The organism is Lichenicola sp. (genome assembly GCF_965198575.1).
GTDB lineage: Bacteria > Pseudomonadota > Alphaproteobacteria > Acetobacterales > Acetobacteraceae > Lichenicola.
The window spans coordinates 3,791,931-3,816,629 of the sequence record NZ_OZ240671.1; the positions used below are offsets into that span (position 1 = coordinate 3,791,931).

At 70.3% G+C, this 24,699-nt stretch carries 23 protein-coding genes; 13 read left to right on the plus strand and 10 right to left on the minus strand.

Annotated elements, in window-relative coordinates; all coding sequences use genetic code 11:
• Window positions 1-42: 42 nt before the first annotated feature.
• Window positions 43-669: a uracil-DNA glycosylase gene (locus tag ACOEQ2_RS17135; RefSeq protein WP_419729156.1), complete on the minus strand. Its 627-nt coding sequence runs from the start codon at window positions 667-669 to the stop codon at window positions 43-45.
• Window positions 670-842: 173 nt separating this feature from the next.
• On the opposite strand from ACOEQ2_RS17135, the gene ACOEQ2_RS17140 reads away from it, so the two are divergent.
• Entirely contained in the window at window positions 843-2,123 is a 1,281-nt protein-coding gene (locus ACOEQ2_RS17140) for a DEAD/DEAH box helicase (protein ID WP_419731262.1), read from the plus strand.
• 12 nt (window positions 2,124-2,135) lie between these two features.
• Here ACOEQ2_RS17140 and lpxB read toward each other — a convergent pair whose 3' ends face one another.
• From lpxB to ACOEQ2_RS17155, 3 genes are read right to left on the minus strand one after another with little or no spacing between them, the layout of a single operon-like run.
• Window positions 2,136-3,266: a lipid-A-disaccharide synthase gene (lpxB, locus tag ACOEQ2_RS17145; RefSeq protein ID WP_419729157.1), complete on the minus strand. Its 1,131-nt coding sequence runs from the start codon at window positions 3,264-3,266 to the stop codon at window positions 2,136-2,138.
• A gap of 28 nt (window positions 3,267-3,294) precedes the next feature.
• Entirely contained in the window at window positions 3,295-3,684 is a 390-nt protein-coding gene (gene hisI, locus ACOEQ2_RS17150; RefSeq protein ID WP_419729158.1) for a phosphoribosyl-AMP cyclohydrolase, read from the minus strand.
• Window positions 3,681-4,517: a YgfZ/GcvT domain-containing protein gene (locus tag ACOEQ2_RS17155; RefSeq protein WP_419729159.1), complete on the minus strand. Its 837-nt coding sequence runs from the start codon at window positions 4,515-4,517 to the stop codon at window positions 3,681-3,683. Before ACOEQ2_RS17155 ends, hisI begins: the two co-directional genes overlap by 4 nt.
• Before the next feature lie 124 nt (window positions 4,518-4,641).
• Here ACOEQ2_RS17155 and ACOEQ2_RS17160 point away from each other — a divergent pair, with 124 nt between their 5' ends.
• From ACOEQ2_RS17160 to ACOEQ2_RS17190, 7 genes are all read left to right on the plus strand, one after another.
• Window positions 4,642-5,505: a glycosyltransferase family 9 protein gene (locus tag ACOEQ2_RS17160; protein WP_419729160.1), complete on the plus strand. Its 864-nt coding sequence runs from the start codon at window positions 4,642-4,644 to the stop codon at window positions 5,503-5,505.
• On the plus strand, window positions 5,502-6,542 hold the full coding sequence (locus ACOEQ2_RS17165) for a glycosyltransferase (protein WP_419729161.1): 1,041 nt from the start codon (window positions 5,502-5,504) through the stop codon (window positions 6,540-6,542). The genes ACOEQ2_RS17160 and ACOEQ2_RS17165 overlap by 4 nt, the downstream gene beginning before the upstream one ends.
• The gene (gene asnB / locus ACOEQ2_RS17170; RefSeq protein ID WP_419731263.1) at window positions 6,542-8,359 is read left to right on the plus strand and encodes an asparagine synthase (glutamine-hydrolyzing); all 1,818 of its coding nucleotides are present in this window, start codon (window positions 6,542-6,544) and stop codon (window positions 8,357-8,359) included. Before ACOEQ2_RS17165 ends, asnB begins: the two co-directional genes overlap by 1 nt.
• A gap of 31 nt (window positions 8,360-8,390) precedes the next feature.
• Window positions 8,391-8,708 (plus strand): hypothetical protein, encoded by a 318-nt coding sequence (locus ACOEQ2_RS17175; RefSeq protein ID WP_419729162.1) that lies wholly within the window; start codon window positions 8,391-8,393, stop codon window positions 8,706-8,708.
• A 71-nt stretch (window positions 8,709-8,779) separates the two neighbouring features.
• Window positions 8,780-9,646 carry a restriction endonuclease gene (locus ACOEQ2_RS17180; RefSeq protein ID WP_419729163.1) on the plus strand — a complete coding sequence of 289 codons (867 nt, stop codon included), beginning with the start codon at window positions 8,780-8,782 and terminating at the stop codon, window positions 9,644-9,646.
• A 370-nt stretch (window positions 9,647-10,016) separates the two neighbouring features.
• Entirely contained in the window at window positions 10,017-11,336 is a 1,320-nt protein-coding gene (locus tag ACOEQ2_RS17185; protein ID WP_419729164.1) for a dihydroorotase, read from the plus strand.
• Window positions 11,333-12,106: an SCO family protein gene (locus tag ACOEQ2_RS17190; protein ID WP_419729165.1), complete on the plus strand. Its 774-nt coding sequence runs from the start codon at window positions 11,333-11,335 to the stop codon at window positions 12,104-12,106. Before ACOEQ2_RS17185 ends, ACOEQ2_RS17190 begins: the two co-directional genes overlap by 4 nt.
• Here ACOEQ2_RS17190 and ACOEQ2_RS17195 read toward each other — a convergent pair.
• Window positions 12,048-13,298: an MFS transporter gene (locus tag ACOEQ2_RS17195; protein WP_419729166.1), complete on the minus strand. Its 1,251-nt coding sequence runs from the start codon at window positions 13,296-13,298 to the stop codon at window positions 12,048-12,050. The two genes, ACOEQ2_RS17190 and ACOEQ2_RS17195, sit on opposite strands and share 59 nt — an antisense overlap.
• A gap of 167 nt (window positions 13,299-13,465) precedes the next feature.
• On the opposite strand from ACOEQ2_RS17195, the gene ACOEQ2_RS17200 reads away from it, so the two are divergent.
• Complete coding sequence (locus tag ACOEQ2_RS17200) at window positions 13,466-14,038, plus strand: DUF4287 domain-containing protein (RefSeq protein ID WP_419729167.1); 573 nt, start codon at window positions 13,466-13,468, stop codon at window positions 14,036-14,038.
• A gap of 26 nt (window positions 14,039-14,064) precedes the next feature.
• On the opposite strand, the gene ACOEQ2_RS17205 is transcribed toward ACOEQ2_RS17200, so the two are convergent.
• The gene (locus ACOEQ2_RS17205; protein ID WP_419729168.1) at window positions 14,065-14,916 is read right to left on the minus strand and encodes a creatininase family protein; all 852 of its coding nucleotides are present in this window, start codon (window positions 14,914-14,916) and stop codon (window positions 14,065-14,067) included.
• A gap of 85 nt (window positions 14,917-15,001) precedes the next feature.
• Between ACOEQ2_RS17205 and ACOEQ2_RS17210 the strand changes: the two genes are divergently transcribed.
• Window positions 15,002-15,499, plus strand: a complete 498-nt coding sequence (locus ACOEQ2_RS17210) for a hypothetical protein (protein WP_419729169.1) — start codon at window positions 15,002-15,004, stop codon at window positions 15,497-15,499.
• 44 nt (window positions 15,500-15,543) lie between these two features.
• Here the strand turns inward: ACOEQ2_RS17210 and ACOEQ2_RS17215 are convergent, their stop codons facing one another.
• Window positions 15,544-15,942: a hypothetical protein gene (locus tag ACOEQ2_RS17215; protein ID WP_419729170.1), complete on the minus strand. Its 399-nt coding sequence runs from the start codon at window positions 15,940-15,942 to the stop codon at window positions 15,544-15,546.
• A gap of 98 nt (window positions 15,943-16,040) precedes the next feature.
• Between ACOEQ2_RS17215 and ACOEQ2_RS17220 the strand changes: the two genes are divergently transcribed.
• From ACOEQ2_RS17220 to der, 3 genes are read left to right on the plus strand one after another with little or no spacing between them, the layout of a single operon-like run.
• Window positions 16,041-16,829, plus strand: a complete 789-nt coding sequence (locus ACOEQ2_RS17220) for a hypothetical protein (protein WP_419729171.1) — start codon at window positions 16,041-16,043, stop codon at window positions 16,827-16,829.
• Window positions 16,826-18,268, plus strand: a complete 1,443-nt coding sequence (locus ACOEQ2_RS17225; RefSeq protein WP_419729172.1) for a PQQ-binding-like beta-propeller repeat protein — start codon at window positions 16,826-16,828, stop codon at window positions 18,266-18,268. The genes ACOEQ2_RS17220 and ACOEQ2_RS17225 overlap by 4 nt, the downstream gene beginning before the upstream one ends.
• A 60-nt stretch (window positions 18,269-18,328) precedes the next feature.
• Complete coding sequence (gene der / locus ACOEQ2_RS17230) at window positions 18,329-19,753, plus strand: ribosome biogenesis GTPase Der (RefSeq protein WP_419729173.1); 1,425 nt, start codon at window positions 18,329-18,331, stop codon at window positions 19,751-19,753.
• Here the strand turns inward: der and ACOEQ2_RS17235 are convergent.
• From ACOEQ2_RS17235 to ACOEQ2_RS17245, 3 genes are all read right to left on the minus strand, one after another.
• Entirely contained in the window at window positions 19,738-22,326 is a 2,589-nt protein-coding gene (locus ACOEQ2_RS17235) for a hypothetical protein (RefSeq protein ID WP_419729174.1), read from the minus strand. The two genes, der and ACOEQ2_RS17235, sit on opposite strands and share 16 nt — an antisense overlap.
• Before the next feature lie 72 nt (window positions 22,327-22,398).
• Complete coding sequence (locus ACOEQ2_RS17240; RefSeq protein ID WP_419729175.1) at window positions 22,399-22,581, minus strand: hypothetical protein; 183 nt, start codon at window positions 22,579-22,581, stop codon at window positions 22,399-22,401.
• Window positions 22,582-22,724: 143 nt separating this feature from the next.
• A complete protein-coding gene (locus tag ACOEQ2_RS17245; protein WP_419729176.1) occupies window positions 22,725-24,692 on the minus strand; it encodes a potassium transporter Kup in 1,968 nt (655 codons plus the stop codon).
• Window positions 24,693-24,699 lie beyond the last annotated feature (7 nt).

A 24,699-nucleotide genomic window follows, 5' to 3' on the forward strand; every position in this document is an offset into this window, starting at 1 on the left:
GGCAAATCTAGCGTGCGGTCCGGGCGACGCAAGCAAGCGGGCTCAGGCCGTCAGCTCCCAGGCCTTGCGCCAGATCTCGGGGATCTTGAGCCAGCGTTCGCGGGTGTCAGGACCGTGCTCGGCCTGCGCGCCGGTCTGCACGGTATGGAAGATCTTCAGCTCGGTCTGCCTGACGATCGGGCCCGCGAAGTCGCGTGCGAAATTGCCGACCAGCACCACCGCCCGAACCTCCGGCAGCAGAGGCAGCAGCTTGCGCAGCTCGCCGGCGGCCGCGGTGTTCGCAGCCTTGCCCGTCTTGTCGCCGGAACTCCAGGCGACAGTATTCCAGGAGACCGTGTCCTTCCGCGGAATGCCGGCCTGCTGCATCAGCGTCCAGGTCGCCCTGCCGCTCGGATCGCTGTTGTTCCGGCTCACGAAGCCGGAACCGCGCGGTGGGAAGGTGCCGGGCCCCGGCGCTCCGAACAGGAACAGCACGCGCGCCGCGATGCCACCATCGAGCGGGTCGAAGTACGGGACGTAGGCCGACGCGCGCTGGCTGGCCTCCCGGACGTAATCGACCAGCGGCTTGACGTGCGCCTGGTTCAGCATCTCCAGGCGACGACGCCTGACGTCGGCGTCGGCGAGCGAGCCGGGGAAATCGTCGCGATGCACGGCATGGGTGTTGGTCATCGCCGCAAACTTCAGCAGCCGGTCCGGTAGGTCAACTTGGCAGTGAAGAACAACCGGGCAGCGCCCGGTTGCCCGCGTTGACGCAGTGCAGCATTCCCCGATAAAGGTCCGTGCCCGAACAGCGAAGCCCGACCAGGCGCGCCCCTACTCAGCGCCGGAGGCGCCGCTTGCCCATGCCCATCACGTTCGCCGAGCTCGCCCTGGCGCCGGCCCTGCTGCGCGCGCTGGCCGAGGAGGGGTATGCGAGCCCGACCCCGATCCAGGCCCGGTCAATCCCGCTGCTGCTGGAGGGTCGCGACGTGCTCGGTATGGCACAGACCGGCACCGGCAAGACCGCCGCCTTCGCGCTGCCGCTGCTGCATCGCCTTGCCGCAACAGCGCGACCGGCCCCCAGCCGCGGCGCCCGCATCCTGGTGCTGGCGCCCACGCGCGAGCTCGTCTCCCAGATCGCCGCCGGCTTCGAGAGCTTCGGTCGCCACCTGCCGCTCCGCGTGACGACGATCTTCGGCGGCGTCAGCCAGCTCCACCAGGTCAAGGCGCTCGAGAATGGCGTCGACATCGTCGTGGCGGCGCCCGGGCGGTTGCTGGACCTGATCGATCAGGGCCTGTGCGACCTGTCGCAACTCGAGGCGCTGGTGCTGGATGAGGCCGACCAGATGCTCGACATGGGCTTCGCCAGGCCGATCGAGCGCATCGTGGCGACCCTGCCGAAGGATCGGCACACGCTGCTGTTCTCGGCGACGATGCCGAAATCCATCGCAAGCCTGGCCGAGAGCCTGCTGCGCGATCCGGCCATGGTCGAGATCGCCCCGCCCTCGACCACCATCGATAGGATCGAGCAGTCGGTGATGTTCGTCGACGCGGCCGACAAGAAAGCGGCGTTGCTGGCGCTGCTGCAGACGCCGGGGATCGGCCAGGCCGTGGTCTTCACGCTGCAGAAAAACATCGCCAGCGAGATCTGCGCCTTCATCGCCCAGGCGGGCATCGCCGCCGAGGCGCTGCACGGCAACAAGTCGCAGGGCCAGCGGGAGCGTGCGCTCGACGCCTTCCGGACCGGCGCCGTGCAGGTCCTGGTGGCGACCGACATCGCAGCACGCGGGATCGACGTCGAGACGGTGACGCATGTCATCAACCACGACCTGCCGAGCCTGCCGGAATGCTATGTCCACCGCATCGGCCGCACCGGCCGGGCAGGGCGCAGCGGTGTCGCCATCACGCTGTGCGACGTCGAGCAGCGCGCCTGGCTGCACGATGTGGAGCGGGAGATCGGTCGCGCCCTGACCGTCCGGGCCGATCATCCGTGGCATTCGGAAGCCGCCAGGACCTCGACCATGCGTGCGCCCGTGCTGGGCGGCGGCCCGGTCAAGCAGGTCAAGCCGCAGAAGAAGCGCGAGCAGAGGGTCTGGACCGAGGAAGAGAAGAACGCCGCCCGGGCCGCTGCCATGGCGGCCTGAAGTCGACCCCGATCAGGTCTGCTGGTCGAGCAGGCTGAGGATCTCGCGGGCTGCGGCATCGGCGGGCGCTTCGTCGCCGATCGAGAGGCTGGCCAGCACGGTGTGGAAACCCTCGCGTTGAGCATCCGCCGCAGCGTGGTCTGTCAGCAGCGCCTCGACGGTTTCCGCCAGTCGTTGCGGACGGCAATCCTGCTGCAGCAGCTCGGGCACCAGTTGCCGACCGGCCAGGAGGTTGACCATGGCGACGTGCGGCACCCGGATCAGCCGGCGGGCGATCGCCGCAGTCAGCGGGTTGACCCGGTAGGTGACCGCCATCGGCACACCGGCCAGAGCCAGCTCCAGGGTCGAGGTGCCGGACTTGGTCAAGGCAGCACCGGCGGCTGCGAAGGCGTCGTGCTTGTCGTCGAGCTCGGTGACGATGATCGGCCGGATCGGCCAGCGCCGCGCCGCGCGCAGCACGATGTCGGCCACGACCGGCGACGCCACCACCACCGGCACCAGTCCAGGCACACGCGCGGCGAGCAGCGACAGCGTGCGGCCGAACACCGGCAGCAGCCGCGGCACCTCGCTGCGCCGGCTGCCGGGCATCAACACCAGCACCGGGGCTTCCGGTGCCAGGCCGTGAACCGCCCGGAAGCGAACCGCATCGCCGGTGTCGGCGCCGGATTGCAGCACCGGATGGCCGACGAAGCGCGCCTCCAGGCCGTGGCGCTGGAAGAACGCGGGCTCGAACGGCAGCAGGCACAGCAGCCGTTCCCACAGGCCGGGATACTCGCGCACCCGGTGCTCGCGCCAGGCCCAGACCTGCGGCGCCACGTAATGCACGCGCCTGATGCCGAGCCCGCTGATCCGCTTGAGCAGGCGCAGCGCGAAGCCGGGACTGTCGATTGTGACCACAAGGTCCGGGCGGCGCGTCTCGATATCGGCCACCGCCTGGTCCAGACGGCGCGCCAGGCTGCGCACCCGGGGCAGGATCTCGACCAGCCCCATCACCGCGAGATCGCGCATCGGGAACAGGCTGAGCAAGCCCTGCTCGGCCATCCGCACGCCGCCGATGCCGCGGAACTGCAGCTCCGGCCTGGCGCGCCGCAGGGCGGCCATCAGCCGGCTGCCGAGCACGTCGCCACTGGCCTCGCCGGCCATGATCCAGATCGTCGGAACCACCGCCGGGTCAGCCGCCGTAGAGCTGCGCGGGCTCGATGTCGGGTGCCGCGATGCTCACCAGCGCGCCGTCCCGTGCCGCCCGGTAGAAGCAGCTGCGCCGGCCGGTATGGCAGGCGACCCCGGTCTGCTCGACCAGCAGCAGCACCGCGTCGCCGTCGCAATCGAGCCGCAGCTCGACCAGTCGTTGCACCTGACCCGACGTCTCACCTTTGCGCCATAACCTGTTGCGACTGCGGCTGAAATAGCAGACACGGCCGGTCTCCAAGGTCTCCGCCAGCGCCTCCCGGTTCATCCAGGCCAGCATCAGCACCTCGCCGGTATCGTGCTGCTGGGCAACGGCCGCCACCAGTCCGGCGGCATCGAAGGCGACCTGGTCGAGCAGGGCCGCCTCGCTCATGCCGGCGCATCCGGCTGGCCGGGTTTCTCCGGCAGCTGCATCCAGTCCGGCACCCGGGCCTGCAGGGTACGGCCTTCGAAGTCCAACGTGCCGTGCAGATGATCCAGCCGAAGCACCGCCAGCCCGAGCCCGTCGGCCGATGACCGCATGACGCCCACCTCGCGGCCCTCATGCAGCAGCACGGTGCCCGGCGGCGGCAGCGCGGCGTCCGACGTCACCGGGACCAGCCGGCGCTTGAGCAGGCCACGATAGCGGGTGCGCGCGGTCAGCTCCTGGCCCATGTAGCAGCCCTTGGTCCAGGAGATCCCGGCGAGCTCGTCGAAGCCTGCCTCGAGCAGCACGGTCTTGTCGGGCTCGCAGTCGCGGGTGCCGTCCGGCAGTCCGAGCAGCAGCCGGTGGCGGTCGTACTCCGCGGCATTGGCCTCGGACTGCAGCGGCTCGGCCGACAGGATGCGGAGCCCGGCAGCGGCGAGCCGTGGGTCGGGCGCCGCGATCGCATCGGGCGGCAACGCCGGGGTGCCGTCCCAGGCGACGCTGACGGCCAGTCCGGTCTCGGCCACGACCACCTTCGAGCGCAGCCGGAACCGCGACAGCTTCGTGGTGAGCATCGGTGCCTGCTCGCGTTCGCAATCCAGCAGCAACCGATCCGCGTCGGCGAAGATGAAGAAGTCGGCCAGGTATTTGCCCTGCGGCGTCAGCAGTGCCGCCCAGACCGCCCGGCCAGGCCCGGCCAGCGCCACATCGTTCGAGACCAGTCCTTGCAGGAAGACGATCCGATCCTCGCCGGACACCGACAGGACAGCACGCGCGGGCAGATGGGCAAGCTTGAGCATGGCTGGAACTTGGGCGACCGGGCGGCTTCCGGCAACTGCGGAAAGGTTCTAACAGGGCCGCCACCGCCGGAGCCCGAAGCTGACCCGTATCCTGTTCATCACCGCGACGAGGCTGGGCGATGCGGTGCTGTCGACCGGGCTGCTCGACCACCTGTTGCGGACTGTCCCGGCGCCCGAGATCACCATCGCCTGCGGTCCGGTGGCGGCCGGGCTGTTCGAGCGGATGCCGGGCCGCGTCCGCACCCTCGTGGTCGAGAAGCGGCGCCACGACCTGCACTGGCTCACCTTGTGGCGCGCCTGCATCGGCACCCGCTGGGACCTGGCGATCGACCTGCGCGGCTCGGCGGTGACGCTGCTGCTGCCGGCCCGCCGGCGGGTGATCATGCGCGGCGGGCGACGCAGCGGCCACCGCATCATCCATCTCGGCGGCGTGCTCGGGCTCGATCCGCCGCCGGTGCCGGTGGTCTGGATCGCGGCCTCGGACCGGGCGAGGGCGGATGCGCTGCTGCCCGCGGATCGCACCCTGGTGGCACTTGGCCCGACGGCGAACTGGTCCGGCAAGGTGTGGCCGGCGGAGCGGTTCGCCGGGCTGTTCGAGGCGATCCGGCAGGCGGTGCCGGACGCGCTGCCGGTGGTGCTGGCCGGACCGGGTGCGCAGGAACACGCGATGGCGCAGGGACTGCTGGACCGGCTCGACGAGGCGGTCGACCTGCGCGGGCGGCTGTCGCTGGCCGAGGTGGCGGCCTGCCTGCAGCGCTGCCGGCTGTATGTCGGCAATGATTCCGGACTGATGCACCTGGCTGCCGCAGCCGGGATCCCGACGCTCGGGCTGTTCGGTCCGAGCCGCGCCTCGGAATACGCGCCGGTCGGGCGCCACACCGCGTTCGTGGTGGCGCCCGGACCGGCAGGCGAGGCGCCGATCGCCGGCCTGAGCGTCGAGGCGGCGGCAATGGCGGCGCTCCGGCTGCTGGCGGAGACGGCGCCATGACCCGGGTCGCGCATGTCATGGCCGGTGCCGCGGCGGGCGGCGCCGAGCTGTTCTACGAGCGTCTGACGATCGCCCTCGCGGCGCCGAACCCGGAGGCGCCGGCGATCGAGGTGCTGCCGGTGATCCGCCGCGATCCCGCCCGTGCCGCGCGGCTGCGCGCAGGGAGCCTGGAGCCGGTCCAGCTCGGCTTCGGCGGCGGGCTCGACCTGCTGACCCGGCCACGGCTCGGGGCGGTGCTGCGTCGCTTCCGCCCGCGCGTCACCGTCGCCTGGATGAACCGCGCCGCCCGCCTCACGCCATCCGGGGATTGGGTGCTGGCCGGCCGTCTCGGCGGCTTCTACGACCTCTCGAATTACGCGCGCTGCGACCACCTGGTCGGCAACACCCGCGGCATCGTCGACTGGATCGTCGGCCAGGGCTGGGATCCGTCGAAGGTGCATCACCTTCCCAACTTCGCGGCCGAGTTCGAGGCGGCACAGCCCGTACGACCCGCCACGGTGCCACCTGCCGCGCCGCTGGTGCTGGCGCTCGGGCGGCTGCACGCCAACAAGGCGTTCGACGTGCTGATCCGGGCGATGCACTGGATCCCCCAGGCGCATGTTCTGATCGCCGGCGAGGGCCCGGAGCGGGCGGCTCTCGAGGCACTGGCCCGCGCGGAAGGAGTGGCAGACCGGCTGCACATGCCGGGCTGGGCCGAGAACACCGGCGGGCTGCTGGCAGCCTCGGACGTGCTGGTCTGCCCATCCCGGCACGAGCCGCTGGGCAACGTGGTGATCGAGGCGTTCTCCGCGTCGCGCCCGGTGGTGGCGGCGTCGTCCCAGGGTCCGGTCGAGCTGATCGTGCATGGCAATGACGGCCTGCTGGTGCCGCTCGAGGACGCCATCGCGCTGGGCCAGGCGCTGGCGCTGCTGCTCGAGGATCGTGCGCTGGCGGCCCGCCTGGCTGCAGCAGGCCGCGCCCGCTACGAAGCCGACTTCGCCGCCGGCCCGGTGCTGGATCGGTGGCGGCGCTTCCTGACAACCGTGGAGAAGCGCTGATGTGCGGCATCGCCGGCTTTGCCCTGGCCTACGCGCCGGCCCATGCCACATCCCAGGCCGGATCGTCCGCCAACGCCGGAGCCCCCACCTTCGACAGCGCCTGCCTGACCGCGCTGGTGCGAGCATTGGCGCATCGCGGCCCCGACGGCGCCGGCCACACCATGGTCGGGCGGGTGGCGCTGGTGCACACGAGGCTCGCGATCATCGATCTCGATGGCGGCGACCAGCCGATCTTCGCCGGACCCGCGGCCCTGGTGGCGAACGGCGAGATCTACAACGACCTCGAGCTGCGCCGCGGCCTGCCCGACGTGCGCTTTGCCAGCGGCAGCGATTGCGAACCGCCGCTGCATCTCTGGCTGCGCGACGGCCAGCGTTACGTCAAGGCGCTCCGTGGCATGTACGCCATCGCAATCCACGAGCGCGGCACCCACAACCTGACGCTGTCGCGCGATCCCTTCGGCATCAAGCCGCTCTACGTCGCCGAGCTCGAGGGCGGCGTCGCCTTCGCATCCGAACCGCAGGCGCTGCTGGCGGCGGGGCTGGTGAAGCGGGGCCTGCGCACCGAGGCCCGCGACGAGCTGTTGCAGCTGCAATTCACCACCGGCCGGGAGACCATCTTTCCCGGCATCCGCCGCGTGCTGCCGGGCGAGACGCTGCGCATCGCCAACGGCCGGGTGATCGATCGCAGCCGCATCCCCGCACTTCCCGAGGGGCCCACCGAGGAGATCGGCGAGACCGCGGCGCTGGCCAGGCTAGACCGGGCACTCGAGGAGAGCGTGTCGCTGCACCAGCGCGCGGACGTGCCGACGGGCATGTTCCTGTCCGGCGGCATCGACAGCGCGGTGGTGCTGAGCATGATGGCACGGCTCGGCAACGATCGCGTGCAGGCCTTCACCGCCGCCTTCGACGTGCCGGAGGCCGCCGACGAGAGCGTGCAGGCGGCGCGCGTGGCGCAGGCGGCAGGCGCCCGGCACGAGGTGCTGCGCATCGACGAGTCGATGGTCTGGCGGCACCTGCCCGAGATCGTCGCCGCCATCGATGACCCAGTCGCTGACTACGCGATCATCCCGACCTGGCTGCTGGCCAGGCGCGCGGCCCGTGACGTGAAGGTGATCCTGAGCGGCGAGGGCGGCGACGAGCTGTTCGCAGGCTACGGCCGCTACCGAAGTGCCATGCGTCCCTGGTGGCGCGGCGGACGCCAGATGCGCCGGCACGGCACGTTCGACGGGCTCGGCGTGCTGCGCCCGGACGTCGCCGGCGGGCGTCGTCGCGACTGGCGCAGCGGCATCGCGGCGACCGAATTATCCGGTGCGACCGGACGCTCGCGGCTGGCCGCGGCACAGGCCTCCGACATCGCCGAGTGGCTGCCGCACGACCTGCTGCTGAAGCTCGATCGCTGCCTGATGGCGCATGGCGTCGAGGGCCGCACGCCGCTGCTCGACCCCGCCGTCGCGGCGGCCTCGTTCCGGTTGCCCGACGGGCTCAAGGTGCGTGGTGGCATGGGCAAGTGGCTGCTGCGTCGCTGGCTCGAGACGCAGATGCCGGCAGCCCAGCCGTTCGCGCCGAAGCAGGGGTTCACCGTGCCGGTGGGGGCCTGGATCGCGGCCCAGGGCGACCGGCTGGCGCCGCTGGTGTCGGCGCAGGCGGGTGTCGCCGAGATCGCCGCCCCGGACCGGGTGGCCGCCTTGTTCCGCAATGCGGCTGGCAGGCGGGAGCAGCATGCCGCCTGGACGCTGCTGTTCTACGCGTTGTGGCACCGCACCCACATCCAGGCTAGGCTTCCCTCCGGCGACGTGTTCGAAACACTGGCGACCTGAAACTCCGAGGCCGGGGCTGGAGGTTCGGCGAATGGGCGACATGGTGATCGTGGCGTTTCGCGCCAAATCCGGATGCGAGCCGGCGCTTCTGCAACTCGTGCGTGACCACGTACCGACCCTGCGCCGCCTCGGGCTTGCGACAACGCGGCCGGCGCTGGCGATGACCGGGCGGGACGGCGTCGTGATCGAGGTGTTCGCGTGGCAGCCTGGCGGGATCGCCATCGCCCACACCCATTCCGAGATCCTGGCGATGTGGCAGCGCTTCGAGGCGGTGTCGGACCATGCAAGCTTGCGCGAATTACCCGAAACGGCCGAGCTGTTCGCGCAATTCGTGCCGATCGACCTCTGATCCTGCAGAGGTTGTCACGGCGAGTCGCATGATGGAGACTCCGTGTCGGGATTCCGATCCGAGTGTCGTCGATGCAGCGCCTGGCCTTGCTTTTTCTTCTGCTCCTGACGCCGGCGATCGGTCTTGCGGCGCATCCGGCTTCACATCCTGCGCGATATCGCCAGCAGGAAAGCCGGGCACACGCTGCAACCACGATCGCCCTCGAGGAGATCGCGGCACTGCTGCTGCTCACCGGAACCGCGCCACTGGCTGCGCGTGGTGCGCGTCGTGCGCTGGTCCGTCGGACACGTCGGCGGCGTTATCGCCAGGCGCTGGATGTCGCGACATCGGAATTGACGGCGCAGCGGCGCACCCTGCAGATCCGGAAACTGCAGCTGGTGGCGGTGGATGCGTACGGCACCGCGGATCCAGCCAGGTGGCACCGCGAGCGGGCCTATTTCTGCCGCACGCGACTGCTGCCACGCCTCGCCGCCGCCGGGCTCGCCGACCAGTGGCCGTTGATCGGGCGTGAGATCCAGCGGCGTCTCGAACTCGCTGCGTCGGCGCCCTTCGTTGCTGACGTCGCGCAGTCGGGACCGGCCAGCGATCCGCGCGTGTTCGACCCCTTGATGCAGCCTGGCGATTACGAACGTCACTGCGCCATGCTGCTGCGGATGTCGGGCTGGGACACCCGCGTGACGGGCGCGAGCGGTGACCAGGGCACCGACGTGCTGGCCCGCCGTGGCAGCCGGACGCTGGTCGTGCAGTGCAAGCTGTATCGGCGCCCGGTCGGCAACGGCGCCGTGCAGGAGGTCGCCGCCGCCCGGCTGCACCAGCGCGCCGACCTGGCCGCCGTGGTCTCCAACGCGCCCTTCACCGCTGCGGCACGGCAGCTGGCGCGGAGCACCGGCGTGCATCTGCTGCATCACGAGCAGCTGCGCGATTTCGCTCCCGCCTGACCCGGTTCCTCGCCGGAGCGGCCGCACCGCCTTGTGCGACCGGCACGAGGGCCGCTTTTTGCGCGCGCTCGCTTTTGCTTCGGCCCGAGCAGACCGACCACGAAGCCCGCGGGCAGGACCGCCCTCGTCAGCGGCGCCAATTCCGGAACGGCCGGGCCATCGCAGACCTTTTCCAGCGCCAAGGTGCGACCGTGCGCATCGGCTACCGTGTCGACCGGGAGGGCGCGGAAGACACCCGCAGCGTCGAGCACGCGAGGGTGGATGCCGGCCTGACGATGAACCGGGGCGGCGCCTGGCGCGAGCCCCGGTTTCCGCGAGCCGGTGGCGGCGGTAGTCTGGGGCGTCCCTCCCGCCGCCACGAGGCCTGCCCATGCGCTACGACCTGATCATCCGCAACGGCGTGTGCGTGCTGCCCTGGGGCGAGGTGCGCACCGATGTCGGGGTCCGGGACGGGCGCATCGCGACTCTCGGCGTCGACGGCCGGGCGGAGGCTGCGGAAACTCTGGATGCCACCGGCCTGCATGTGCTGCCCGGGCTGATCGACGCGCACGTGCATCTGCGCGATCCGGGCGACGCCACGATCGAGAGCATCCCGACCGGCACCCGGGCGGCGGTGCTCGGCGGCATCACGACCGTGTTCGACATGCCGAACACCTGCCCGGCGATCACCGACGCCGGCACGCTGGCCTGGAAGCAGGAGTACGCGGCGCGGGAGAGCTACACCGACTTCGCGTTCTATGTCGGGGCGACCCGCTCGAACACGCCCGACCTCGCCGAGTACGAGACCCAGGCCGGCGTGTGTGCGGTCAAGCTGTTCGCCGGCAGCTCCACCGGCGACCTGATGATCGAGGACGATGCCGGCATCGAGGCGGTGATGCGCAGCGGCCGCCGCCGGATCGCCTTCCACAGCGAGGACGAATACCGGCTGCAGGAGCGCCGCCCCCTTTTCACGACCGGCATGCCGTACGACACCCACCGCATCTGGCGTGACGAGGAGTGCGCCGCACTCGGCACCCGGCGGATCATGGCGCTGGCACGGCTGACCGGCCGGGCGGCCCACATCCTGCACGTCTCGACCGCGGAGGAACTCGACTACCTCGCGGACTACCGCGATCTTGCCACCGTCGAGGTGCTGGTCAACCACCTGACCCAGGTGGCGCCGGACTGCTACGAGCGCCTCGGCGGCCTGGCCGTGATGAACCCGCCGATCCGCGACCGCCGGCACTACGAGGCGAGCTGGGCGGCGATCCGCGACGGGCGGGTCGATACCGTGTCGTCGGATCACGCACCGCACCCGATGGCGGCCAAGCTGAAGCCGTGGCCCGAGTGTCCGGCCGGCCTGACCGGCGTGCAGACGATCGTGCCGGTGATGCTGGATCACGTGAATGCCGGGCGGCTGTCGCTGTCGCGGCTGGTCGACCTGATGGCGGCGGGTCCGGCGCGCGTCTACAACATGGTGGGCAAGGGGCGCCTCGCCGTCGGCAACGACGCGGATTTCACCCTGGTGGACATGCAGGCGCGCCGCACCATCAGCAACGACCGGATCGCGACGCCGGCCGGCTGGACCCCGTTCGACGGCATGGCGGTCACCGGCTGGCCGATCGCCACGATCCTGCGCGGCACGACCGTGATGCGCGAGGACACGGTGCTGGGGCCGCCCTCCGGCAGGCTGGCCCGGTTCGCCTGGTGAGGCAGCGGCTTCGCGCCTCACTGGTGCTGGGCCTCGGACTGGTTGTCGGTGGAGCGGGACCGGACCTAGAGGGCATCGGCTACACTCAACGCCTCGGCATGCAGGTGCCAGCCACACTGCCTCTGCTCGACGAGGCCGGCCACGCGACGCGCTTCGCCAATCTGGTCGACCACAAGCCGACGCTGCTGATGCTCGGCTATTTCGCCTGCCCGGCGCTGTGCGGCGTGGTGCGAGACGATGCGTTCCAGGCGCTACTGGATAGCGGACTCCGGTTGCCGCGCGACTACAGCCTGGTGTTCGTCAGCATCGATCCGGCCGAGCGCGCCCGGGATGCGGCGGCGGCCAAGGCGGCGGACCTCGCGCGCTACCCGCTCCCGAATGCCGGGTCGGGCTGGCACTTCGCCACCGCCGACGCCGCGTCGATCGAGCGGATCGAGCAGGCGGTCGGCTACCACAGCCGCTACGACGTCTCGCTCAAGCAGTTCCTGCATCCGGCCGGGCTGGTGGTGCTGACCCCGGATGCCATCGTGTCGGGCTACCTGCTCGGCGTCGGCTACCAGCCGGGCGCAGTCGTGGCGGCGCTGGCGCAGGCACGCAGCGGTACGATCGGCCAACGGGCGCCCTCGATCCTGCTGCTCTGTTTCCATTACGACCCGTCGACCGGTCGCTACAGCCTGGCCATCCTCAAGGTGCTGCGCCTGATGGGCGGCCTTACCCTCGTGCTGGTGCTGGCACTCCTCGTGCTGCTGCATCGGCGCCGGCCGGCCTGACCCGCTCGAGCCCGAGCGACACCAGGAAGATCGCCAAGCCGCACAGCGCCAGGACGCCACCGACCCATCCGGGTGAGGACCAGCCGAGGCCCGCGGTGATTGCCGCTCCGGCAAGGGCGGCGCCCAGGCCGTTGGCGATGTTGAAGGCCGAGTGGTTCAGCGAGGCAGCGAGTGCCTGGGCATCGGCGGCCACGTCCATCAGCCGCGTCTGCAAGGCCGGCGCCAGCGCCACACCGCAACCGATCAGGAAGGCGTCGCCACCGACCGCCCACCAGTGCGGCAGTGCCGGCACGAACAGCAGCGACGCGAGCCCGTCCCAGATCAGGAAGCCGACGATGGCGGGGCGTAATGCGCGGTCGGCGAGGGTGGCTCCGATGGTGTTGCCGGCCGCCATGCCGAGCCCGAGCACAACCAGCACCACGGGCATCAGGGCAGGGGCGATGTGGGTCTCGTGGATCAGTGCCGGCGTGATGTAGCTGTACACCGCGAACAGTCCGCCGAAGCCGACCGCGCCGGTCGCCAGGGCGAGCCAGACCTGCGGCCTCGCCAGGGCGCCGAGCTCGGTCAGAGGCGAGGCACCCGCGGCGGCCGGGATCGGCGGCAGGAACACCCGGAGCAGCCCGAAGGTGAGCAGCGCGATCAGCCCGACGACGCCATAGGCCAGGTGCCAGTCGATGATCTGTCCGCACCAGGCGGCGAGCGGGGCGCCGAGGATGGTGGCGAGGGTCAGGCCCAGCATCACGCGCCCGACTGCCTGGGCGCGCCGGCCGGGATCGACCATCGACGCTGCGACCAGGGCTGCGCAGCCGAAATAGGCGCCATGTGGAAGCCCGCTCAGGAAGCGGAACACGGCGATTGTCGCGTACTGGTGGGACAGCGCGGTGCCGATGTTGGCAAGCGCATACAGCACCATCATGCCCATCAGCAGCCGGCGGCGGGGCATGGTGGCGCAGCACACGGTGATCAATGGTGCGCCGACCACCACCCCGAAGGCATAGAGGCTGATCAGCGAGCCCGCCTCCGGTACACTGACCCGGAGGTTGCCGGCGACGCTCGGCAGCAGCCCCATGATGGCGAACTCGCCGGTGCCGATCCCGAAGCCGCCGACCGCCAGGGCGACGATCGCCCAGCCAAGGCCGTAGGGGGCGATCACCGGGGCTACGGGCCGCCCGGCGGCAGGATGGTGGGTCATGACGGTGCTCTCTTCGGGTGCCGGCGTCGCCTCCATAGGCTGATATGGTGCAGTGCGGCAAATCAGTGCCCCGGTACGGGGGCCACCTCCCGTCTCCGCCGTCGGGGCTTGCGTCATCGGCAGGCGCGGCCGACATGCACCGTGTCATCCCAGCAGGGGAGCGGCCCATGCCCGAACCGAACCTGACGCCCCGGCAGCAGAAGTGGTTTGCATCCGTCCGCGACGGCCTGGAGCGCGAGACCGGAAGGCCGATGGCAGACTGGGTGGCGATCGCCCGTTCCTGTCCCGCGACGACCCAGCGGTCGCGGCTGGCGTGGCTGAAGGCTGAGCACGGCCTCCTGCAGAACCGTGCCATGTGGGTTCTGAAGGAAGCTTTCGGCAATGCCGCGGGTTGGGACGATCCGCAGGCCCTGATCCAGGCGCTCTGGTCCGATCCTGCCTCGAAGGCCTTGATGGATGCGATCGACGCCCACGCCTCCGCCCTCGAGGGGACGCTCCGGACGGCACGAAAAGGCTTCACCGCCTGGTCCCGAACGGTGCAGTTCGCAGCCGCCCGTCCGGTCAGGTCTGGCGGCGCGGTGCTCGGACTGGCCCTGGCGCCTGGGACCTCCGGGCTGCTTTCCCCGACCAGAAGCGAGCCCTGGTCGGATCGCCTCAAGAGCCGCCTGACCTTGACCCATCCCCCCGACGTCGATGACGGCGTGAGGTCGCTTCTGGCCGCTGCGTGGGAGGTGTCATAGCGGTCGGTGCAGGCGCCACCGCCTGGTCAGCCATCCAGATCCTGCCACGCCATGTGATTGGTGAGGTGAGCGATGAAGGCCGCACCCAGGCTCACCAGGCGCTCGGTGATCAGGGCGCCGGTTTCGGCCGAGCACAGGCTGGCATCGCCGGTGACTGCATCGTCGCCCAATTCGATCGGCAGCCCGATTTCGACACCCTCGAAGCGGGCGGTGCCGAAGCCGCTGACGAACAACCCGGCGACGCTGCGTGGCAGGGGCGGTGAGCTCGGGATGAGGTCCGGCCGCATCAGCTCCGGGAACAGGTGCATCGCCACGCTGGCCAGCGGGTCGGCGCCGTGTCCGGCAGAGGCGCGCGCCTGGACCGGGTCGAGCAGCTCCGGCAGCAGGCCGCCGGCGATCTTCCACAGATAGAAGCTCGGGATCAGCACGCCGCGCTCGAGCAGCACCGCCTGGGTCACGTCGTGGATCGCCTGGGCGTTGCCGCCATGCCCGTTCACCACGATCAGCCGGGTGAAATCGTGCCGCAGCAGTCCGTCCAGCATGTCGCGCAGCACCAGCCGGAGCGTGCTCTGCTCGAGTGCCATGCCGCCCGGCCGACTGCCGAAGAAGTCACGACCGCCGAACGGCAGTACCGGCGCCACCAGGGTGTCGTGACCCTGGCCGATGGCGCGTCCGGCGATCATCTCGGAGATCCGTTCGGCGCTCAGATAGTCGCCCATCGGCGCATGCGGGCCCTGGTCCTCGTGGCTGCCGAGAGGCAGCAGCACGGTGGCTCCGGCAGCCAGTCTTGCAGCGGCCTCGGCACTGGTCAGGGTGCCGAGCCGGACCTTCGGCGCATCATGTGCCGGTGCCAGGGCAGCGGGAGCTTGGTCGGACATCGGCGGTCTTCTCCGGAGGCAGGCGCTTGACGAGCGACGAGGTGGTCAGGATACCGGGCGGGTTCAGGAAAACGAGAGGTCGTCGATGATCAAGGCGTGCATCGTGCTGCCGATGCGGAGCGGCATCCTGGCTGCCTGCATTCTGGGAATGCCCTGCGTCCTGGGAACGCCCTCGATTCTGGGATCGAACGTCGCGCATGCGCAGACGCGTCAACTTGCGGCACATCATTCCTATGCGTCGGCCGCGCTGGTGCCGATTTCGGCGACGTCCAACTGGAGCCCGGCCGGGTGCGGACGCGAGCCGGCGGCGCCGTCGGTCGATACCGCGACGGTCGATCGCTACAACGCCAGCGTCGACCACGTCACCGCGTACGAGAAGGAGGCGCGCGCCTACAATGCGTGCGTGTCCAAGGCAGCGGTTGCCGAGCAGACGGCGATCAGCAACGAGGCACGGACCCGGATCGACGCCATCCAGTCGGTCAGCAGCAGCGTGCAGAAGCGGATCGCCGGCAACTTCACCGCCCTGACGACGGCCTTGCGCGACGCCGGTCCCAAGCTGCGGGCACCGTCCGGCAAGCCGTAGGGGTTCCGGGGCGCCGGACTGGCGACTGCCGGCGGCATGACAGGTCATTCGAGCGACTGCGGCCAGCGCGCGAGGCGGATGCGGTCCTGCTCCGGCGTCAGCTCGTGCGGGCCCTGCGCCACCTGCGCCGGGATGTTCGGGATCTGCTCGGGATGCGCCCAGCAATCGACCCTGGCCAGGCTGTGGGTGCAATAGGGCACGACCGCTACCGGCGGATCTACCGGCTTGCAGTAGCTCTCGCCGCGGTCGAGCCGGACCACCGAGCAGTCGCGACCGGTCAGCGCCGAATAGATCGTGTCCGGCACCGACCGGTGCAGGATCGCGATGTCGGCGCCGAGCCCACCCGCCACCGGCAGCACCACGCCGGCGGTGCAGCCGGTCAGCCACGGCAACGCGAACGCGCAGAGCAACGGGATCAGCAGCAGGGCGATTTGCCTGTTCATGCCGTGCAATCTGGACCGTGCTCATGAACAAACCCTTACCGCCACGCGACTGATCCGCGCCGCAGAGCAACGGTTTGCCCGGGACCCGCGCGGCAGCTATGGTCCGCCGCGTCCGGTTGCCGACCGGGACGCGAGCCTGGCGTCCCGATGTCGTGGCGCCGGTCATCCAGGGAGTTTCGCGCAGCGTGGTCGACGACATCTTTCGCGAAGTCGACGAGGATCTTCGTGCCGAACAGACCCGGGCCCGCACGCGCCGGCTCGCGGTGTTCGGGCTGGGGGTCCTGGTGGTGGCCGGGCTCGGCGTCGGTGGCTGGCAGTTCCTGTCGTACCGGCAGCATGCCCTGAGTGCCTCGGTGGCGCAGGCCTACTTCACTGCCCAGCAGGATGCCGACACCGCCCCGGTCGCGGCCGCCGGCCCGGACGCGCCGCCCACACCGGCGCAGCTGCGCGCGATCGGCGAATTCGGCAGCGTTGCGGCGCATGGCCCGGAAGGGTTCGCCACCCTCGCGCGGCTGCGGATGGCCGCTCTCGACTGGGAGGCGCACGATAATGCGAGGGCCCTCGGGCTGTGGGACCAGATCTCGCAGGATCACGCAGCCGACCCGGACATGCGCGGCCTGTCCGACCTGCTCTGGGTGCAACACCGCGCCGATGACGGCGACCCCTCGATCCTCAAGACCCGCCTGCGCGACGATCTTTCGCCGAAGAGCCCTTGGCATCTGCTGGCGCTCGAGACCGACGCGCTGATCGATCTGCGACTGAACCATCTTGCCGACGCACGCCGCAAGCTCACCCTGGTCAGCCAGGACGCGGCCGCCTCGGAGTCCCAGCGCGCCCGGGCGGGCGGACTGCTCGACACACTCGACACCTCGAAGACCGGCGGATGATGACCAAGCGCGACGATCTTTCCACGACCGGCGGCATGTCCGCCCCCCCGATGCGCCCCGGTGCCGTGCTCTCCTGCCGTGCCGTGCTGCCCCGCCGTGCCGTGCTGGTCGGCGGCCTTGGCGCGCTCGCCTTGCCGCTGGCCGGCTGCGGCATGTTCGACGAGGAAAAGAAGCCGGTCCTGTTGGGCCGGCGCGAGGACGTGCTGTCGGTCGGCGCAGGCCTTGTGGTCGATGCCGACGACACCACCCCGATCGTGCTCCCGGCCGTCGTCGAGAACCCGGACTGGCAGCAGCCCGGACGGGTCCAGAGCCACGAATCGATCAATGCCCAGGTCGGCAGTGCCGAGGGTCGCAACCCCCTCGAGCACGGCATCAACCGCCTCTGGACCGCCAGCCTGGGCAGCGGCACCGCGGATCGCGGCGTGCTGGGGGCCGAGCCGGTGGTAGCGGACGGCCATGTGTTCGCGATGGACGCCAAGGGCGTCGTCGGCGCGTTCGACCTGGCCACCGGGGCACGGGTCTGGCGCACCGACACCAAGCCGAAGAAGAGCCGGTCGTCCAACCTCGGCGGCGGGCTGAGCTACGCCGACGGCGTGGTGTATGTGGTGGACGGCGTGGCCGAAAGCCTGGCGCTGGATGCGGCGAGCGGGCACGTGAAATGGCGCGTCGATGTCGGCACGCCGGGACGCTCGGCGCCGACCATCTCCGAGGGTCGGATGTTCTTCGGCACCATCGACGAAAAGATGTTCGCGCTCGACATCGCGGCCGGCAAGCAGATCTGGGTGTACCAGGCGAGTGCCTCCGATACGATCGTGTTCGGCCAGCCGGCTCCGGCGGTGGTGGGCGGCACGGTCCTGGCCGGGTTCGGCTCGGGTGACATCGCGGCATTGCGGGCCGAGACCGGCGAACTGCTGTGGAGCGACACGCTGGGCTCCACCGGCGGCCGCAACTCGATCCTGGACTTCAACTCGGTGCACGGACTGCCGGTGATCTCGGACGGCACCGCCTACGTGATCAGCGTGGGCCAGGTGCTGACGGCAATCGACCTGCGCTCCGGCCGCCGCCTGTGGGAACGCACGGTCGCCGGCAAGGATGGCCTGGTGGTGGCGGGCGAGTGGCTGTTCGTGCTGTCGCAGGACCAGCAATTGGCCTGCATCGACAAGATCAACGGCCACGTCCGCTGGGTGAGCGTCCTGCCGCGTTTCCGCCGGCCGAAGCCGCAGAAGGGCGCCATCACCTGGAGCGGCCCGCTGCTGGCCAACAACCTGCTGGTCTGCGTCAGCGACTTCGCCAAGCAGGGGATCATCACCGTGGATGCCGCGACCGGGAAGCTGCTCGAGACCACCAGGATCGAGAGCACCAGCGGTCTCGCCCCGATCGCCGCCGCCGGCCGCATGCTGGTGATCTCCGACGATGGCAGGCTCTCGGCCTATGGCTGATCTCCGCCCGCACGGTCCACGCGGATGAGGCGCGGCAGCCGTTCGGCGCCTCCGATCGACATGTCGGTGCCGTTCGCCGACCTGCCGGTGGTGGTGATCGCCGGCCGGCCGAATGTCGGCAAGTCGACGCTGTTCAACCGGCTCTCCGGCAAGCGCTCGGCGATCGTATCGGATACGCCAGGCGTCACCCGCGACCGCAAGGACGCGGAGGCGATGCTGCGTGGTCGCAGGGTCAGGCTGATCGACACCGCCGGCCTCGAGGAGGCGCCACCGGATAGTCTGTACGGCCGCATGCGGGCGAGTTCCGAGCTTGCGGTTGCGCAGGCCGACCTGATCCTGTTCTGCATCGACGCCCGCGCCGGCATCACCCCCGCCGACGCCCATTTCGCGACCTGGCTCCGTCGCCAGGACCGTCCCGTGCTGCTGGTGGCGAACAAGGCCGAGGGTCGTGCCGGCACAGCAGCGGCGCTCGAAGCCTACAGTCTCGGGCTCGGTGCCCCGCTGGCGGTGTCGGCCGAGCATGGCGAGGGGCTTGCCGACCTGATGGGCGAGATCGCCGAGCGCCTGCCGCCGGAAGCCCCGGTCGCAGCGCCCGACTTCGACGATGACGATGCACTCGCCCAGGACGGCAGCTACACCGAGGGCGAGGAGGTGGTGCTGCCGCCGCGCCCGCCCGGTCCGCTGCGGCTGGCGATCGTCGGCCGCCCGAATGCCGGCAAGTCGACGCTGCTGAACCGGCTGCTCGGCGAGGAGCGGATGATCACCGGGCCGGAGCCTGGCCTGACCCGCGACTCGGTGGCGGTGCAGTTCAACGACGAACACGGCCCGATCGAGCTCGTGGATACCGCCGGCATGCGCAGGAAGGCGCGGGTCGAGGAGGCGCTCGAGCGGATGTCGGTGTCGGCGACGCTCGAGGCGCTGAAGATGGCCGAGATCGTGGTGCTGACCATCGACTCGACGCTCGGCGTGCATGACCAGGACTTGCAGATCGCCCGGCTGATCGAGCGCGAGGGTCGCGGCTGCGTGCTGGCGCTGAACAAGTGGGATGCGGTCGAGGACCGGATCGCCACCCGCCAGGCGATATCCGATCGGATCGAATTCTCGCTGTCGCAGATGCGCGGCATCCCGGTGGTGTCGTTCTCGGCCCTCACCGGCGCCGGGCTGAAGCGCCTGCTGCCGACGATCCGGGCGGCGCACGACGTCTGGAACACCCGGATCCCGACCGGCGCGCTGAACCGTTGGTTCGAGGGCGCGCTGGAGCGGCACACCCCGCCACTGGTCGAGGGCCGCCGGCTGAAGCTGCGCTACATGACCCAGGTGAAGGCGCGCCCGCCGACCTTCGTGCTGTTCGGCACCCGTGCCGAGATGCTGCCCGAGGACTACCAGCGCTACCTGGTGAACGGCCTGCGCGAGACCTTCAAGCTGCCCGGCACGCCGATCCGGCTGCAGCTCCGCGGCACCAAGAACCCCTACGCGGAGAGCTGAGCCGCCATCCGGTTCCGGTCGCGCTCCCCGACTAGGGCCATCAGCCGGTCGAGCTGATCGCGCAGGTGGGCCGGGTCGACCTCGAAGCATTCGCGCCCGACCCGCATGCCGGAGTCCGCCAGGCCAACCTTGTCGATGTGGTCGGTCACGAAGCCGGGTTCCGGATACACCACGATGCTCGGATCCTGCATCCAGCGCGCCAAGTGGTAGATCTCGAGATCGGGCCGCTGCTCGATGTTGAAGCGGCTGGTGAGGATCAGGCTGGGCAGGTTGGCCAGCCAGCGATACTTGGCGAGGCCGGCGCCCCAGACGGTGACGCACACATCCGCATGATAGCACCAGCTCATGCTGTGCTGCATCGACTGCCCGACCGTGCTGACGAACTCCAGGCCGCTGCCTGCAAAGCGTTGCACCAGCCGCTCGACCAGTTCCAGCTCGGCCTCCAGCGCCGGTCGCGAGGTGCGATCGTCCTTCATCGCGGCGATGGTCTCGCCCGCGGCCCCGCCCGGCTTCGCATTGCGCCCATCGAACACCACGATGGCGCCAGGCGAAGTGCGGGCCAGATGCTCGAGCAGCACCGCATGGAACGCGTCCTGGTCGACGAAGGTGCGGTCGTCGAGACGCAGGCCGATGATGATGACGCGGCCGGCACCATGCCCGGCGCGACGCCCGGCGATCCCGGCGAAGATTTCGGTGCCGGCGGTGTAGGCGCGCACCCGGTCGCGCAAGGCCCGGCTGACATGCTCGGCGGTGAAGCGGATCGGCACGACGTTGGTCTCATAGGCCCAGCGCACGAACGCGCTGGTATCGCGCATCGTGCGATCGACCTTGCCGGCGAATTCGGGCAGCAGGAGGTCGACCGGCCCGAACAATTCCGCCTGGCCAGCCGCACCGGCGATGATCATGGAGCGTGGCAGGCGGTCCGGAACCTGCTCGAGCAGGGCAAGCTGGCCGGGCAGGTCGTTCCAGACATAATGGCCGAGATGCAGCAGCGGCGGCGCCATGAACACCTGCACGATCTCGGCGCCGTCCTGCCGCCGGCGATGCGCCACCATGTCGTAATGGCCGATGCACTGGCCCATCAGCACCGTCCAGATGTCGGCGCCGGTCGCGTGCCGGAACCAGGCATCGGGACGGTCGAGCGCACCGATCGCGAGGTTGGCGGACGGGAACAGCAACCCGATCGTCCGGCACCGGCGGTCGCCGGACAGCACCAGGAAGCGCAGCCCGGTGCGATCCCGGAACTGGTAGAGGATGGAGTGTTCCTGCGGCGCGATGATCGCCTCGAGCACGGCATCACTGCCGTCGACCGGGCTCGGCCAGACGAGGCGGCCGCTGCGGATCGCGGCGATCCCGGCATCCGCGAGATCGTGCGAGACGGCACGCGCGAGCGCCTCCGGCGGCAGCACGAGATCGCCATGCTGGCTGCCGGCCGCCTGGATGATCAAAGGTTCGCGCACCTCGTGGAGCGCCCGGTCGTCGATCGGCGGGCACACCAGGTCGCGGCAGATGAGGAAGATCCGCCACAATGCGCTGCCGTTCAGCCGGAACATCGGGTCGACGACCGGGTCGGGACGGTCGTCGGCGAGCTCGAGAACGCGCAGCCAGTGGCGGCGGATCAGCCGCGGTGCGACCTCGCGGATGCGGGCGATGCTCTGCTCTTGCCCGAACGCGGCATCGTCGATGCGGTCCAGGCGTTCGTCGAGCACCCAGCACGCCCTGGCGCCGGAGGTATGCTTCAGCTCGATCAGCAGCAGGGGCAGGAAGCTGGTGACGAGGGCTGCCGGTTGCCAACCTTCCACGAATCGATCGAGCGGCCTGCCGCCAAGCAGGATCGGGAACTCCAGCGCCCCATCCACCACAAGCGAGACGAACCCGCCGGACGTGTCCACCGCCAGGCGTGGCCGGTCGGTGTCGTCGCCGGCAAGTGGTTGGCCCGGCAGCGTGAGGGGCGGGGGGCCGTCCAGCCCGAACAGCCGGTGCATGAGCTCGAGCCGGAACGGGCGATCGAGTGCCATGAACTGCCGGCCGAACCGGTCGAGGCTGCCGACACCGGCCGACGTCGCTGCCCCGGTGGCGGCCAGCGCCATGGTCTCGCGAATCTGTCCGAGCAGATGGAAGGGGACGTGCTCCAGCGCGTCGGCAATCAGCGCGCCGCTCCTGTCGAGTATGCGGTAGGTGCGGCTTGCCGCGGGCGGCGGCTGCCCGGGGAGGTGAACCCGCCGCAGTTCGAGCAGGACGACCGGCGCGAACACGGTCACGATCCGCCCGAACTCCCACTCCGGTCCGATTTCCCGCAGGATCGACTGGACACCCGGGGACGACGCGACGGTCGCTTCGGTGCCGATGCTGAGGCTGCTGCCGGAGGATGGACCCGTGCCGGAGGATGGACCGGCGCCGGGCCCGGATGCGGCGCCCTCCAGGCCATCCGACCCGGTGGACACCCCGTCCGGAGCTGCCGACGCCGGGGTCGTCCGCGGATCCCTGAACCGGTCCGGCCGGGGCTCGATGCGTGGGGCAGGGAGATGCGACTCGCCGCCCCCCTTCAACAGCCTCGAGATGAACGGTTTCACGGTCTTGCGATCAGGCGGTCGCTGGCCCGGCCGGGGACCCAGGCGTGCGGGCAAAGCGACCCGGCCATGAGGTCAGTCCGGAGTCGTCGTGGTCGCCGGCTGCGGCTCCAGCTCGGACTCCGTCGGGTGATCCTCGGTCTCGCCGGATTCGCCACGCGCCGCCGCCTGCTTCTCGCGCAGTTTGGCTTCCTTCTTCGCCTGCTTGGCGCGGTCGCGCTCGGCCTTCTGGAAGTTGTAATTCACCTTGTAGGCCATTTTCTTCCTTTCTCGTCTGCCGACGATCGTTTGCCCGCCAGCTTAACCCAACGGCTGGCCTCCGTCAGCGGGGCGGTCGCATCCGGTGTGCTGCACCGCAGGCGCACCGGCGGTCGGCCGTCCGCCCCGGGCTCGGATCCGGCCTAGAGCCCGACCTGCCGACCGATCTGCACGTAGCGGTCTGGTGGCAGCGCAAAGCGGTCGGCCAGATGCACCGCGTTGCGATACATGACGCTGAACAGCGCCCGGCGCCAGCCCGACAGATGCGCTTCCTTGGCCCCTCCCGTGCGGTCGCGCACCACCTCATCACGGACGCCGATGAAGATCGCATTCTCCGGCATGATCGGGCAGCCGGCCTCGTGCGCCTGGGCCAGTGCCGCGGGCAACGAGGGGATCTCGACGAAGCCGTAGCGGGCAATCGCATGCCAGACGTTGCCGTCATGGCGATGCAGGGTGATCCGCCTGGATGGGTCCACGCGCGGCACGTCGGCGAATTCGATGGTGAGGGTGACGACGTTCTCCTGGAGCGCGCCGAACTGCGCGACATGGGCCACCATGCCGGGCGGGATCGGATCGCGCAGCCTGGCGAGGAACACCGCGACCCCGGGTACGCGCGGAACCTTGCCCTCGGCGAGCTGGCGCAGGAACAGCTCCGGTGCCAGCGTCTTCCTGCGGGCCAGCGTCTGCAGGGAGGCGATGCCGCGCCGCCAGGTCGTCATGACGACGAAGACGATGCCGCCGAGCAGCAACGGCACGAACCCGCCCTGGACGATCTTGAGCAGGTTGGCCCCGAAGAATGCGAGATCGACCACCAGGAAGAAGCCGGCGACCGGAAGGGCCGCGGCCATGCTCCATCCGCCGATGCGGCGCAGGTAGGAGTAGAGCAGCGCGGTGGTCAGCAGCATCGTGGTGGATACCGCCATGCCATAGGCGCCGGCGAGCTTCGAGGAACTGCCGAAGCTCGCGGTGACCACCAGGGTCAGCAGCATCATCGTCCAGTTCACCACCGGCACGTAGATCTGGCCGTACTCGCGATCGGAGGTCTGGCGGATGTTCAGGCCGGGGAACCAGCCGAGCTGGATCGCCTGGCGGGTCAGCGAGAACACGCCGGTGATGATCGCCTGGCTGGCAATGACCGTGGCGCAGGTCGCCAGCAGCACCATCGGCCAGATCGCCCAATGGAAGATCGGCCGCGGAATGATGCCGTAGAACGGGTTGGCGGGCAGCTTCTGCAGGCCGATCAGGCTGGCCGACTGGCCGGCATAGCAGAGCAGCAGCGCCGGCAGCACGACCGTGAACCAGGACAGCCGGATCGGCGTGCGACCGAGATGGCCCATATCGGCATAGAGCGCCTCGGCGCCGGTGAGGGCCAGGAACACGCCGCCCAGCACGGCGAAGCTCTGCCAATGGTGCTGGGCCAGGAAGCCGATGCCGTGGCGCGGGTCGATCGCCCACAGCACCTCCGGGTGGCTTGCCAACGAGTAGGCGCCGAGCCCGCCGATCACGATGAACCACAGCAGCATGATCGGCCCGAACAGCCGGCCGATCTTCTCGGTGCCGAACGGCTGCAGCGCGAACAGCCCGAGCAGGATCACCATCGCGACCGGCAGCACGAAGTGGGAAAGGGCCGGAGTGGCGACCTTGACGCCCTCGATGGCGCTCAGCACCGAGATCGAGGGCGTCAGGATGCCGTCGCCATAGAGCAGCGCGCCGCCGAACAGGCCGCAGGTGAGCAGCACCCGGGTGGACCGGGCGGGTCGGGGGGTCGGCGGCGGCGTCGGAGCGTCTCCCGGGTTCTCCTTCTGCTCATCCTCGGTCTTCGATCCGGTGACCAATGCGGTCAGGGCCAGGATGCCGCCTTCGCCGTGGTTGTCGGCGCGCATCACGAACACGCAGTATTTCAGCGCCACGACGATGATCAGCGCCCAGACGATCAGCGACAACAATCCGGTGATCGCGTCTGCCGTCAGGGTCCCGCCGGTGGTCTCGAGCACGGTCTGCATGGTGTAGAGCGGGCTGGTGCCGAGGTCGCCATAGACGATGCCGAGGGCGGCCAGCATCGGCAGCTTCAGGGCGGCCGGGCTCGATCCAGGCTTGGCATTTGACGGCATCGGCATC

What these genes read in the sequence shown, in the direction of transcription:
- ACOEQ2_RS17135 (WP_419729156.1), bottom strand. Translation starts at nt 669, where the DNA reads ATGACCAACACCCATGCCGTGCATCGCGACGATTTCCCCGGCTCGCTC.
- ACOEQ2_RS17140 (WP_419731262.1), top strand. Translation starts at nt 843, where the DNA reads ATGCCCATCACGTTCGCCGAGCTCGCCCTGGCGCCGGCCCTGCTGCGC.
- lpxB (WP_419729157.1), bottom strand. Translation starts at nt 3,266, where the DNA reads ATGGCCGGCGAGGCCAGTGGCGACGTGCTCGGCAGCCGGCTGATGGCC.
- hisI (WP_419729158.1), bottom strand. Translation starts at nt 3,684, where the DNA reads ATGAGCGAGGCGGCCCTGCTCGACCAGGTCGCCTTCGATGCCGCCGGA.
- ACOEQ2_RS17155 (WP_419729159.1), bottom strand. Translation starts at nt 4,517, where the DNA reads ATGCTCAAGCTTGCCCATCTGCCCGCGCGTGCTGTCCTGTCGGTGTCC.
- ACOEQ2_RS17165 (WP_419729161.1), top strand. Translation starts at nt 5,502, where the DNA reads ATGACCCGGGTCGCGCATGTCATGGCCGGTGCCGCGGCGGGCGGCGCC.
- asnB (WP_419731263.1), top strand. Translation starts at nt 6,542, where the DNA reads ATGTGCGGCATCGCCGGCTTTGCCCTGGCCTACGCGCCGGCCCATGCC.
- ACOEQ2_RS17175 (WP_419729162.1), top strand. Translation starts at nt 8,391, where the DNA reads ATGGGCGACATGGTGATCGTGGCGTTTCGCGCCAAATCCGGATGCGAG.
- ACOEQ2_RS17180 (WP_419729163.1), top strand. Translation starts at nt 8,780, where the DNA reads ATGCAGCGCCTGGCCTTGCTTTTTCTTCTGCTCCTGACGCCGGCGATC.
- ACOEQ2_RS17185 (WP_419729164.1), top strand. Translation starts at nt 10,017, where the DNA reads ATGCGCTACGACCTGATCATCCGCAACGGCGTGTGCGTGCTGCCCTGG.
- ACOEQ2_RS17195 (WP_419729166.1), bottom strand. Translation starts at nt 13,298, where the DNA reads ATGACCCACCATCCTGCCGCCGGGCGGCCCGTAGCCCCGGTGATCGCC.
- ACOEQ2_RS17200 (WP_419729167.1), top strand. Translation starts at nt 13,466, where the DNA reads ATGCCCGAACCGAACCTGACGCCCCGGCAGCAGAAGTGGTTTGCATCC.
- ACOEQ2_RS17205 (WP_419729168.1), bottom strand. Translation starts at nt 14,916, where the DNA reads ATGTCCGACCAAGCTCCCGCTGCCCTGGCACCGGCACATGATGCGCCG.
- ACOEQ2_RS17210 (WP_419729169.1), top strand. Translation starts at nt 15,002, where the DNA reads ATGATCAAGGCGTGCATCGTGCTGCCGATGCGGAGCGGCATCCTGGCT.
- ACOEQ2_RS17215 (WP_419729170.1), bottom strand. Translation starts at nt 15,942, where the DNA reads ATGAACAGGCAAATCGCCCTGCTGCTGATCCCGTTGCTCTGCGCGTTC.
- ACOEQ2_RS17220 (WP_419729171.1), top strand. Translation starts at nt 16,041, where the DNA reads ATGGTCCGCCGCGTCCGGTTGCCGACCGGGACGCGAGCCTGGCGTCCC.
- ACOEQ2_RS17225 (WP_419729172.1), top strand. Translation starts at nt 16,826, where the DNA reads ATGATGACCAAGCGCGACGATCTTTCCACGACCGGCGGCATGTCCGCC.
- der (WP_419729173.1), top strand. Translation starts at nt 18,329, where the DNA reads ATGTCGGTGCCGTTCGCCGACCTGCCGGTGGTGGTGATCGCCGGCCGG.
- ACOEQ2_RS17240 (WP_419729175.1), bottom strand. Translation starts at nt 22,581, where the DNA reads ATGGCCTACAAGGTGAATTACAACTTCCAGAAGGCCGAGCGCGACCGC.
- ACOEQ2_RS17245 (WP_419729176.1), bottom strand. Translation starts at nt 24,692, where the DNA reads ATGCCGTCAAATGCCAAGCCTGGATCGAGCCCGGCCGCCCTGAAGCTG.